This window comes from Desulforamulus hydrothermalis Lam5 = DSM 18033, from assembly GCF_000315365.1.
GTDB classification, from domain to species: domain Bacteria; phylum Bacillota; class Desulfotomaculia; order Desulfotomaculales; family Desulfotomaculaceae; genus Desulfotomaculum; species Desulfotomaculum hydrothermale.
The window spans coordinates 24,298-36,262 of the sequence record NZ_CAOS01000009.1 but is presented as its reverse complement, the minus strand read 5'-3'; the positions used below and the strand labels follow the sequence as shown (position 1 = coordinate 36,262).

At 48.5% G+C, this 11,965-nt stretch carries 12 protein-coding genes; all 12 read right to left on the bottom strand.

The window, feature by feature from the left end:
- Positions 1 to 28: 28 nt before the first annotated feature.
- The 12 genes from DESHY_RS06685 to DESHY_RS06635 all read right to left on the bottom strand — a co-directional run bounded on the left by DESHY_RS06685 (position 29) and on the right by DESHY_RS06635 (position 11,960).
- Positions 29 to 3,160, bottom strand: coding sequence for an efflux RND transporter permease subunit (locus DESHY_RS06685; RefSeq protein ID WP_008411426.1), 3,132 nt, complete (start codon positions 3,158 to 3,160; stop codon positions 29 to 31).
- A complete protein-coding gene (locus DESHY_RS06680; protein WP_008411423.1) occupies positions 3,161 to 4,303 on the bottom strand; it encodes an efflux RND transporter periplasmic adaptor subunit in 1,143 nt (380 codons plus the stop codon).
- 210 nt (positions 4,304 to 4,513) lie between these two features.
- The gene (locus tag DESHY_RS06675) at positions 4,514 to 4,834 is read right to left on the bottom strand and encodes an ArsR/SmtB family transcription factor (RefSeq protein WP_008411421.1); all 321 of its coding nucleotides are present in this window, start codon (positions 4,832 to 4,834) and stop codon (positions 4,514 to 4,516) included.
- A gap of 281 nt (positions 4,835 to 5,115) precedes the next feature.
- Complete coding sequence (locus tag DESHY_RS06670) at positions 5,116 to 5,358, bottom strand: thioredoxin family protein (protein ID WP_008411419.1); 243 nt, start codon at positions 5,356 to 5,358, stop codon at positions 5,116 to 5,118.
- Positions 5,359 to 5,437: 79 nt separating this feature from the next.
- On the bottom strand, positions 5,438 to 6,409 hold the full coding sequence (locus DESHY_RS06665) for a sulfite exporter TauE/SafE family protein (protein ID WP_008411416.1): 972 nt from the start codon (positions 6,407 to 6,409) through the stop codon (positions 5,438 to 5,440).
- Between the two features lie 269 nt (positions 6,410 to 6,678).
- Positions 6,679 to 7,881, bottom strand: a complete 1,203-nt coding sequence (locus DESHY_RS06660; protein WP_008411414.1) for a TolC family protein — start codon at positions 7,879 to 7,881, stop codon at positions 6,679 to 6,681.
- Positions 7,882 to 7,892: 11 nt separating this feature from the next.
- Complete coding sequence (locus DESHY_RS06655) at positions 7,893 to 8,960, bottom strand: ABC transporter permease (protein ID WP_008411413.1); 1,068 nt, start codon at positions 8,958 to 8,960, stop codon at positions 7,893 to 7,895.
- A gap of 134 nt (positions 8,961 to 9,094) precedes the next feature.
- Positions 9,095 to 9,892, bottom strand: a complete 798-nt coding sequence (locus tag DESHY_RS06650) for an efflux RND transporter periplasmic adaptor subunit (protein WP_008411410.1) — start codon at positions 9,890 to 9,892, stop codon at positions 9,095 to 9,097.
- Positions 9,889 to 10,305 (bottom strand): biotin/lipoyl-binding protein, encoded by a 417-nt coding sequence (locus tag DESHY_RS14565; protein ID WP_235695535.1) that lies wholly within the window; start codon positions 10,303 to 10,305, stop codon positions 9,889 to 9,891. The genes DESHY_RS06650 and DESHY_RS14565 overlap by 4 nt, the downstream gene beginning before the upstream one ends.
- Positions 10,295 to 10,981: an ABC transporter ATP-binding protein gene (locus tag DESHY_RS06645; protein ID WP_008411408.1), complete on the bottom strand. Its 687-nt coding sequence runs from the start codon at positions 10,979 to 10,981 to the stop codon at positions 10,295 to 10,297. Before DESHY_RS06645 ends, DESHY_RS14565 begins: the two co-directional genes overlap by 11 nt.
- An 8-nt stretch (positions 10,982 to 10,989) precedes the next feature.
- The gene (locus DESHY_RS06640; protein ID WP_008411407.1) at positions 10,990 to 11,523 is read right to left on the bottom strand and encodes a hypothetical protein; all 534 of its coding nucleotides are present in this window, start codon (positions 11,521 to 11,523) and stop codon (positions 10,990 to 10,992) included.
- A gap of 35 nt (positions 11,524 to 11,558) precedes the next feature.
- Positions 11,559 to 11,960, bottom strand: coding sequence for a PepSY domain-containing protein (locus tag DESHY_RS06635; protein ID WP_008411406.1), 402 nt, complete (start codon positions 11,958 to 11,960; stop codon positions 11,559 to 11,561).
- Between the last annotated feature and the right edge of the window lie 5 nt (positions 11,961 to 11,965).

The following is an 11,965-nucleotide window of genomic DNA, read 5'->3' as shown; positions in this document are numbered from 1 at the left end:
TACTCCACGGGCAGCAGGCCTTTGGTTTTTATGCGGTTATCTCGGGTGCCGGCTGGCTAACCTGAGAAGAAAATCTCCTGTGGCGCCACTTTGTCTTGTAATCATCAAAAATGGTATATACTACCGGAATAACAAACAAGGTAAAAACAGTTGAGGTGAGTAAACCGCCGATCAAAACCCAGGCCATACCGCTGCGGTTTTCCGCACCTTCTGTAATAGACAGGGCTGTGGGCAGCATACCGGCCACCATGGTAACAGTTGTCATTAAGATAGGCTTTAACCTGGTAACCGCCGCTTCTGTCAGTGCATCTTTTAGGGTTCTGCCCCGCTCCAGCAGTGTATGAGTATAGTCAATCAGCAGAGTACCGTTTTTGGCTACTAAACCGTCCAGCATAATAATGCCAATTAGAGTAAATATGTTAATGTTATTTTTCGTCAGGGCCAATGCCGTTAAAGCTCCCACAATGCCCAGCGGCAGGGAAAGCATCCTGATGAGGGGAGTACTGAAAGACTCATATAACATGACTAATACCATATACACCAGAACAACCGAAAGAATTAACGCAGATATCAATTCGGAAAAGCTTTCCCGCATGCTCTGATCCTGGCCGCTGAATTTGATTGAGCAGCCGGCGGGCAACTGTATCCCGGCCAGCTCTTTTCTGATATCAGCCATTACATCCCCCAAAGGTCGCTCCTTAATGCCGGCCGATACGGTAATTACCCGTTGTTTGTCCTCCCGCCGGATACTTTTGGGTCCGCTGCCGTACTCCAGGTTTGCCACCTGGCCCAGTGCCACCGGTATACCGTTGCTGTTAATCAACAGGTTTTGCAGACTTTCGATATCCTGCAACTGGGCGTTTGCCATTTTTACGGTAATGTTCACTTCCTGCTCACCGTCCCGCAATACACCTGCGTTCTGGCCGTTGACAGCAGTCCGGGCCGTGCCGGCCACCTCCTGTACTGACAAGCCATAATGGGCTGCCCGGTTGTGATCCACTTTTATTTGAATTTCCGGCTGACCTAAACTCCAGTCAGTTCTGGCATCTGTAACTCCTTGAACTTTGGCTACTTTTTCTTTAACCTGGTCGGCTAACAGATTGATTTGCTCCGGATCATGGCCGGCAACCAATATACGGACAGCAGAACCGCCACCGCCGCCCCGGGAGTCAGATTCGGCCACGAAAACTTTGGCATCTTTAACGGCCATCCCTTGTTTGCGAATTTCCTCCGCAATCTGGGCAGCGGATTTTTGGCGCTGCTGTTTGGGCCGCAATTGCACCTCTATCCGTCCGGTGTTGGCCCCGCCGGCCCCGCCCCTGCCGCCGCTGCCAGCCATAGTATTATAATATTGCACATCCGGTATTTGGCCGATGTAATGTTCTAAGCGCCGCAAAACCTCATTGGTTTTTTCCAGCGGGGTACCCACAGGCATTTCCAGGGATACCGTCAGCCCTCCTTCGTCGGTGCGGGGCATAAACTCTGTGCCTATCAATTTGAGCGGAATCAGGGACAAGCTCAGGAAAAAAGCCAGAGCCGACAGCACCAGTACCTTTTTTCTGTTGCTCAAGGACCAGAGCAGCATATTCGTGTATTTGCTTTTAATCTGCTGCCCCAGGGGAACAGTGTGCTGCCACAATATATCAAATAAGGATTTCCTGGTCGGCCGGGCGGACTCTGCCGTATCCCCTTCTTTATACAGGCGGGAAGCCAGCATAGGAGTGAGGGTAAAGGAAACAAACAGCGAAAATAAAGTAGCAAACACAATGGTTAAGCCAAACTGCCGAAAAAACTGCCCAATCATGCCATTCATAAAGGCCAGGGGAGCAAATACCACCACGTCAGATAAGGTAATGGCAATAGCTGCCATGCCAATTTCCCGCCGGCCCTCGATGGCCGCCTGCCAGGGTGTTTTACCCATGTGCAGGTGGCGGTGGATATTTTCCAAAATAACGATGGAATCATCCACCAGAATACCGATGCACAGCGCCAATCCCATCAAAGACATCATATTAAAGGTAAAACCGCAGAAATACATCATCATCACTGTAGCCATTAAAGAAGTGGGGATGGCCAGCAGGACAATCAAAGAGGCCCGCCATTGTCTAAGAAACAAAAATAAAACCAAGCCGGTGGTAATAATACCCTCAATAATATTGCTGCGGGTACCGTTAACTGATCTTTGCACAAAGTCAGAGTTATCCCGGGAAATTTTCAAACTCGTACCAGGGGGCAATTGAGTTTGCAGAGCTGCCAGCTCTTGCTTAACAGCTTGACCCACTGCCACCATGCTGGCATCACTCTGCTTGTAAATTTGGATACCAATTGCATTTTGACCGTTAACCCTGCTGTGCACCCGCACCTCTTGATAACCGTCTGTGACAGTGGCAACCGCCTTGAGGGGAACGGCATAGCCGCTTGCCGTGGGTATGGCTATTTCTTCTATCTCCTGTACGCTGCGGAATTCTCCCAGCACCCGCACATTGTACTCAGCTTCCGGCCGATCCAGGCGCCCGCTGGGGTCATTAATATTTTCCGCCTTTAAGCGGTTGACTATCTGGTTAATGGATAAGCCATAACCGGTTAGCTTATTTTTATCAACTTCTATCCTAATCTCCCGCCGCAAACCGCCAAATACAGCAACTTCCGACACCCCGGCAAGCCTCTGCAAGCGTTCTTTGATTACATCATTGGCCAGGTCGTAAAGCTCTGTTCTGCCACTGTCGCCGCTTAAAGCCAATAGCATGACCGGTGCCGCATTAATGTCCCGCTTGATGACAACCGGGTCATCGGCGCCGTCCGGCAAGCGCCGCCGCAGTGCATCCATCTTCTTCTGCACATCAATGGCCGCTTGGTCAGCATCGGCTGATAAGGCAAATTCCAGGTTAATATTGGCGGAACCCGCCGAGGCCGTTGAGGTAACAGTTTTCAGCCGGCTCAGGGAGGAAACGGCATCCTCTATCGGCTTTACAATCTGGGTTTCAATTTCTTCCGCCCCTGCCCCCGGGTAGGAAACAGAAATCGAAACAAAAGGGGTATTAACGGCGGGATACAATTCCACACCAATCTGGCGATAAGTATACAGGCCCAGTATAACAAAGACCAGGATAACCATAGTCATCATCTTGGGCCGTTTAACAGACAGTTCTGTTATGTGCATTTATCGTTCCTCCCCTTTGCCGCCGGGTTTCTTCTCGCTGCCTCCCTGGTTTGTCTGGGGACTCAACTTCAGGCCATCCTGCAGGTTGTCCAAATTATCCACAATAACTTGTTCCCCCGGCCGCAGGCCTGACAGGACAGCCACGTTTTGGCTGTCAGCCGGCCCTGTATGCACTTGTCTTTCTTTAACCACTCCCTGCTCAAGGACAAAGACTCTGGTAACGCCATCCCGGGTTACAACCGCCTGCCGGGGCACCAACAGGGTTTTGGCGGTTGCTTTTTCCCAGATAACTTCCGCAAACATGCCCGGCTTCAGCTGACGATCCTTGTTAGCCAGCTCAATTTTAACCGGGTAAGCCTTAAGTTTAGGGTCTGCCGCCATGGCAATGTTAGTCACTGTCCCTGTTAAAGAATTTTGTGTCGCTGCGCTGACTCTTACAGTGACCTGCTGCCCGGCCACAAACTTATTAACCTGCTGCTCATTAACATTAACCAATACCACCACTTTGTCCAGGTTGCTGATGGAAAAAAGAGGTCCGGACGATCCTGCCAGTTCCCCTACATTTATGTTTCTGGCCGTCACAACACCATTGATTGGGGATTTTAAGACGGTTTCGTGATAGCGAGCCTGACTCTGGGCCAGCGCAGCCTGGGCAGACTTAAGGGCTGCGGCTGCTTTTCTGTAAGCTCCTTCATAATTTTCCTCAAAATCCCATTGAGAAACAGCTGCGGATTTAACCAGTTCCTGGCCTCGCCGGTATTTGCTTAAACTTAAATCATAGTTAACCTGGGCGGTTGCCAGGTTGGCCTCGGCAGCCTGCACAGCCGCTCTAAGGTCTTCCGCTTCCAGAGTCAGCAAGGTTTGACCGGCCGAAACTGTACTGCCCACATCAACATACAAAGCAGCAACTTTGCCGGCGGTTTTAGCCACCACATCCGCCGAGTTTAGGGCTTCCAGCGTACCGGACAGGGTCATCTTTTCATTAATTTGCCCTTCTGTCACTCTCACCGTTTTAACTGCAGCGGCCCCCCGCTTGCTCTTGGCCCCCGGAGCTTGCTCCGGAGCCGGGCTTTTTTTAGAGCAACCAAAAGCCAGGGACAAAATAACCAGCCATGTGATCAGTAAAACAAGCTTTTTTTTCATGGGTAAGCCTCTCCTTATACTATAATGAAACCTCGCAAAGTCCGCGGGGGTGTGCCCTTTGGGCTCGCTTAAAAAGCCTGAACACCTCAATCTTAATTTTAAAATAAAGAATAAATTGATGGTTTAGAAAAATTATGTAAAATTGTGAAAAAATAAAAAACCCCTCTTTGGGGGTAAACAGAATCTTGGAAGCTATGGATGGCAAGTTGTTTATGGGTTGACGTCAAAGGTGCTGATTACCTCGCTGGCCTGCTTTTTTAAAATTTGATTGGCCAATTTAATTAATTCAATAATTTCCGGGTGTTTGATGCTGTAGATAACCCGCAGCCCTTCCTTCCTGCTTTGGAGAATCCCTTGTTTTTTCATGACTGACAGGTGCTGCGAGGTGTTGGCCTGTTCCACATTAAGCTGCTCAAAAATATCACACACACAGTGCTCCCCGTCACTCAGCAAATCTAAAATACGGATGCGGGTAGGATGGGAAAGGGCTTTAAATAAATCGGCTTTTAGTTGAGCAATTTTTTCCTGCATGTCTTCACCGCCCTTTTGTTTTCTAATATTATTATATATCATTAGTTTGGGCAACACCAGAGAGCAGCAGCCGCCGGCAGAGATATCCCATAGGATTGGCCATGGTCTGGCCGCGCAAAAAGGTGTCACCGTACCTTTCAGGAAAGCACATTGTTGCCTGTAACACCGCTAAAGCGAGTGAGAATTCTTTTAATTCGTTCCAGCGGGAAATAACTGCAAATGTATAAGATACCTTTCAAAAAACATAAAAAAAGTCACTTGCAAGAAGTGACTGCAGAGTGTTACTTATTTTCTTCTTCAATCATCTTTTTAATATCCGCTTTATTGGGCAGGCGGCCTGATATTTTAACCTTGCCGTTGATAACCAGGCCGGGTGTCAGCATAACGCCATACTGTACTATTTGCCCGATGTCCTCCACCTTTTCAACATTGGCAGCTACATTCATCTCTGCCAGTGCTTCCCGCACCATTTTATCTAATTCCTTGCATTTCTGACATCCGGTACCCAATACCTTAATTTCCATCGCTTTTGCCTCCTTTGGCGTGGTTTTGATCCCGTTTGACCGGGAAAACAAAACCACCTGGTTTTTTACAATATCATGTTTACTTGAAAAAGAACTGCCCGATATAATTAAAGGCCAGGAAAAGAACCAGGAAGGTGAGTATCGTCTTAATAATTTTATCCGGCAAATACTTTTGAATGCGGGCCCCCACATATGTTCCCACCAGGCCGCCGACGCCAAACAGGGAACCCAGCAGCCAGTCCGGCGCCACCGCAGCACCGGCTGCTACGTTAGTGGCAGCCAAGATATGATAGTAAATAACCCCGGCAATTGAAGTGATAAAAGTACCTGCCAGCGCAGCACCGGCTACCGTATAAACAGGCAGGCCCAGCACAGCCACACAAAACGGAGCAATAATGGCCCCGCCGCCAATGCCGTAAATACCGCCAATTAACCCCACCACCAGGGAAAGCATTAAAATACCGATAACACTGAAGGAATAGGTTTCACCCCAAAACTCGTATTCTATCTTTTTCCAGGATATTGACTTGGTTTTTACCACCGCTTCGGCCGGCAGCCCGGCTGCCATACGGCTGGCGTTTTGCTCTTTAAGCTTTGCCACTTGTTCCGCAAACTTCTTTTGCATCACGCGATTTTGTTCCTGCACTTTCTTGTTCCAACCCATCACTTCTGACAGCAGGCGGTAACCAAGATATAGCAATACCAGGCCCACAAAAAATTTAAAAGCACTGGGGTTGGGCAAGTACAGAATACGAATCCAGGCACCCACAAAAACCCCCGGCAATGTGCCGATAACCACTGCCCAGGTTAGGGGCCAGGCCATGCGCCCCTCTTTAATATAGCGGTAAAGTCCGCCGGGAATGGCCACGATGTTGTAAATCAGGTTGGTGGGACTGACCGCCGGACTGGTAAAATGCAGCACACTGACCTGGAAGGGCAGCAGGAGGAAGGCGCCGGAAACTCCTGCCGAAGCCGTCAGTGAAGAAACTAAAAATGCCACCAGCGGCGGAATAAAGGGTAATACATCCACACCGGAAACAGGAAAATGCATAGGATCCCTCCTAAAATTTAACCAGTTGACTGGTATTATGGTTATTAAAAAAGACCGTTCTGATAACTCAAGTCAATCATATGGAGATTAAAAAAATATGTCAAGGCCTTATATTTCTCATACAAAAATTCCGTATCCTTAGCAGGATACGGAAAGCAAACAAACTGAAAAGCCGGCAGGCAGACCAACTGTTCCACATATCATGTGCTTTTCGCTGCGCTGTTTGGCGCCGGTAAAGCACCCGGCAGCCAGCTGCAGGGCAACCGCTTTTACAACACGCCGGCTTGGGCCAGCTCTAAGGAACGCCGGGCTAAGTAAAGGTCATAACCGGCAGCTTCTTTTTTATTTTTTGTTTTAAGGAAGTTTAACTCGCTGGCCTGCAAGGTCATCTTGGAAATTTGACCTAACTCATATTTCTTTTGATCCCACCGGTAGGTATTTTGGGCCGTAACAAAGTTGGCAACAGCCAGTTGATAGGCCTGCTGCCTGGCTTGCATTTGCGCCAGTAGTGAGTTAACTGTTTTTGCAAGATTAACCTTGGCATCTGCCAGTTCCAGTTCTTTGGTTTTAATGTCCTGCCTTAACAACAGAGACCGGTAATAATCCTCTGCTTCATCTAAATCGTCCTCAAGGTTGTTAATATCTCTGGCCAACTGCCAGAGGCGATCATAGGATTGGGCGGCATCCGACAATAACATGTCTTCTGCCGGCAGTTCGAAGGTTCCCGGCACCTCAAAGGGGGTTAAGGTTAACTCATCGCTGAAATTTCTTCCTATCATATCGTTCAACATGCCTTTATTAATTTTAATTTGACCGGCTTGCTCACTGATGCTTTTTTGCAAATCAATAAGCTCAGCCGCTGCTTGATCTGCCGCCAGCTGTGTGCTGCTGCCTAAAACCAGTTTTTGCCTTGCCTGCATCAGCAGCTGTTGCTTAAGATAACACTCTTTTTCCAACGCTGCCAGGGCAGCTTCCTGGCTCAGGATGGTTGTATAAAGCTCTTCCACCAAATAAGCCAGCTTCTTCCTGTACTTAGCTGCCTCTTGCATAGCATCCTCGTAATTATCGGCGGCGTCTTCTTCATCACCCGAGGCAGCAGCTATTTTATCATACTGTGTTTCCATGGCTTCCTCAATTTGTTCCAACTTGGCTTTTATGGCGGCTGCTCCTGCCGTATCACCGTCAGCCAGCAACTGATCATACTGCTCACTTAAAGAACTGTACTGATTAGATAAACTGTTATACCTGTCATAGGCATCATCTGTTTGGTCCGCAGTCTGCTGCTTCTGGTATTTGGCCCTGTCTGCGGCAGTTTCGTACTTTTGCAGCTCCCGGCTGTTTGCCAGCGCCAGCGCCCGGGCCTGTTCCAGGGTAAGCACAGTTGGTGTGCTGCCGGCGTCTGTTGCCGCAGAGGCGGGCAGCCCCTGCAGCACAAACAAAAGACTCAGTAAGATGATTAATGTTTTTTGCATAGGCTTCTCCTTTATTCGTACCTTAAGGCTTCCAGAGGGCTTAACTCAGCAGCCTGCCAGGCTGGATAAAAACCAAAAAATACGCCGGTGATGACAGAGAATGCTAACCCTAACAACACGCCGCCCGGTGACGGGAGGGCCGGCAACTGGCAATAGGCCAGTATCGGCAGGGCCAGAAAGCCCGCTATCACGCCAATAACACCACCAACCAGACTGATCATGACAGCCTCGATCAAAAACTGGTGTAATATCTCCCGCCGCTTGGCCCCGATGGCCTTTAGTGTGCCAATTTCCCTGGTTCTTTCCTTTACCGTAACAAACATAACATTCATTATACCGATACCACTTACTACCAAAACCACCGCTGCCACTGCCAATAACAGCATGGACATGGATTTAGCCGATTCCTGCGCCGCGGCCAGTCTGCTGCCGGCATCCAAAATGCGGAATTGATCCGCCCCGCCGGCCCGGTGGGTTTCGTTTAGGATGGCAGTTATATCTTCAATGGCTGACTGAACCGTTTCTATGCCGGTGGCCTGTACGTTTATCGTGGGGTTAGCCCTGGCACCTAATAAAAATCTTTCCCCTGCTGAATAGGGTACAAATACAGCGTCATCATAACTCATGCCCGTATTGGCATCGCCTACCCGCCGGTAAATACCGACCACTTCAAATTTCCTGTTGTTAATACTGATGCTTTGGCCCACGATGGCAGCCGGGTTGCCGTCTGTCAGGGTATTGGCCAGCTCGGCACCCACAACGGCACACTTATTTCTTTTGTTTTCATCTTCTTCCGCCAGGGCCCTGCCCTGCTCAACCGTCAGGTTGTTGCTGGCCTGGAAGTCCGGTTGGATAGCCAGGTAACTGCCGTTGGTGGAATAATTATCATACTTAATGCTGCCGCTGCCGCGCAAAACAGGAAAAGCCCGGGCAATATGTTCACTTTCCATGAACAATTGAGCATCTTTTTTGGTCAGCGGGTCTGCCACTCTACCCCGGGAAGCCGGCATAACAATAATGGTGCCTACATTTAATTTGGCGTATTGTTCTCTTACCTGGGCTTCCCCGCCCTTTCCCAATGGCCACCACCAGGAAGATGGTGGCCGTACCCACAATCACTCCCAGGGTGGTTAAAAAGGTGCGCATTTTGTTCTGGCTGATGTTAATAAAGATTAATTTCAGAAGTTGTTTCAGCTGCAAAATATCACCCGCCCTATTGGGTTGCAGCTTTCTTAGCTGCAACTGTGTCAGGGAATATGACAGTTTCATTCACCTGCAGCCCCGACACCACCTCAACGCTGCTACCGTCGGTAAACCCGGTTTTAATCGGCCTTTCGCTGCTCTGTCCTCTTTCATCAAGCACCGTAACAACTTGTTGGCCATTTACCATGCGTACAGCTTTATAAGGTACAATTAAGCAGTTCTTAACTTCTTTTTGCACAAAGGTTACCGTACAAGTCATGCCATCCTTTAACTCAGCGTCAGGGTCTTTAATCGTAACCTCCACTGAATAATTAACCAGACCGCTGGAATCTTGTTCAGGCAAGGCATTAATTTTCGTCACCTGACCGGTAAATTTTTTATCCGGCAGCGCCTCGACACTTACATATACCTTTTGTCCAACTTTTATTTGCCCAATATCATATTCAATGACTTTGGTGACGGCCTTAATTACCTTATTTTCATGGATGGTGGCAAAGTCATCCTCGTCGGTCAGGCTTTCCCCGGCCTTTTTGGCCAGGTTTAACACCACCCCGTCAACCGGTGCGTATAAAATGGTATCCTCCAGGTTTTCTTTGGCCATTTTAACTTCCAGCTGGTTTTGGTTTACTCCCCGGGCCTTTTGTAATTCGTATTTCTTAAGCAGATTTTGATACTCTGTTTCTTTATTGGCCAGTTCTTTTTCCTTTAACTTCAGCTCATTGGCTGAGTAAGCATCAGGGATTGCTGTCATTTCTTTATATTCGTCTTGCAGTTTGCTTAGTTCGGCTGCTGCATTTTTAATTTTCAATTCGCTGTCCAACAGACTGGTAAAATCATTTTCTGCAGCCTCTTGCAGTTTGGCCAGAGCCAGCCGTACTGGTCTTGATAATCCCGGTCATCCAGCCTGGCAATAACCTGGCCTTTTTTCACGGCATCTCCTTCCGATACCAAAACTTCAGCAATGGTACCCTTAACATCAAATCTTAAGGTAACTTTAGAAAAGTCAACGGAGCCATCCGAGTCAAAGCCCACCACAATATCATCTCTTTGTACCCTGGCTCGCTGGTAAGTAATTTCCGTTTTGGCGTCCCTCTGTTGATAGAACCGGAAAACTATACCGGATAATACCACCAAGAGGAATAAAACAAGCAACCCGCCCTTGGGCGTTTTTAACCGGGTTAACATATGTAAGCCCAGGTTTTGCGCAGCTTTAATTTTCATAGATTTTCCCATCCCGCAGATATACTATTTTTTTAACCTGTTCAGCCACTTCAATATCGTGGGTAATAATGACAATGGTATTGCCCCGGCGGTTTAGTTCTTTAAAAATCTCCATCGCATCACCGCTTGATTTGCTGTCCAGGTTGCCGGTGGGTTCATCTGCCAGCAATAATTGCGGGCTGCCGACAATCGCCCGGGCAATGGCCACCCTTTGCTGCTGCCCGCCGGAGAGTTCATTGGGGCGGTGCTGCAGCCGATCTCCTAACCCTAAAATTGTCAACTTTTCCCTGGCCAGCTGCCGGGCAGCCTCCTCTGCCATGCCCCGGTAAAGCAACGGCAGCATCACATTTTGTTCAGCGGTTAAGCGGGGCAATAAATTAAACTTTTGAAAGATAAAACCGATTTTCTGGTTGCGCATGTCAGCCAGTTCATTGTCGGACGCTTTAAGAACATCTACACCGTCCAGGTAATACTGCCCGGCAGTAGGTGTATCCAAACAACCCAGTATGTTCATTAAAGTGGATTTGCCTGAGCCGGAAGGGCCAAGGATGGCTATAAAATCACCTTTGTTAACTTTAATACTTACATTATCAAGCACTTTAAGCTGTTCAGCACCATTGCGGTAAATCTTTACCAGTTGCCTGGCATCTATTACGCAGTTTTCGTTAAGCATCATACCACCCGCTACATGCCTGGCGGCGGGCCGCCGGCCGGTGGTCCGTCGCCCGTTCTTCTGTTGTTTGGTTGGTTCTGTTCATTGCTCCTGGCTCGGTTGCCATTAACCATTTGAACAAATGTAATGGTGTCATCTTTTTGCCAGATGCGCAATACGGCATCCTTGGTAATTTTGCTCAGCTCAACTTGCTTGGCAGTACCCCCCTGCATGGTTACAACGGGCACTCCCACCGGCAGCAGAAAGGTTTTGGTTTCTGAGCTGAATTTTAGCTCAGGCCCCTGCTGGGGGCTTGGTTTTCTTTCCTGATCAGCCTGGTTGGCAGTTGGCGCTGCTTCATTTTGGGGTGCCTGGGCCACGTACAGGGTTACTTCATTGCCCACAACCTCTTTAACTTTACCGATGACCGACGGCCTTTCGGTCGGGATGGTTATTGCTTCGTTCTTAACTTCCTCAACGGCGGCATTTTCTTTTATGTTTGTGCAGCCAACAGCAACAACTGAAATAAATATCAGCAACCAAACCAGTTTCAAATGTTTATACATTATTCACTCACCTCGCCGGTACCATATATAATTTTTTATTTTCTTGCTGTACTCTGCAATTTTAAGGCCCTGACCGAAAGAATAATGCCTGTCATGGTAAGGATAATCAAGCCAATGGCGACCAGGTCAAGCAGCAGCGATATGTCGGTGTTGCCTATCCGACCGGCATGCAGGTTTCTGACAAAGTGCATGATACTGTTACCGGAGCCGCCAGGCGTTATGTCATGTCCTCCTTTAAATTCACCTCCCATTCGTCCCATCCCGGGGTTCCCGGCCAGATGGCCGGCAGCTTCACTGATTTGCTTGGAAGGTTTGCTGACGCCCATTAGCCAAGGTTCCGCCATTAAAAGCCCCGTCACCGCTTCAATTAAGATTAAAACTGAGGTTAACAAACCAATCCACAAGTGCACTTGACGCAATTGACGGTAAAATCTCATTTTTG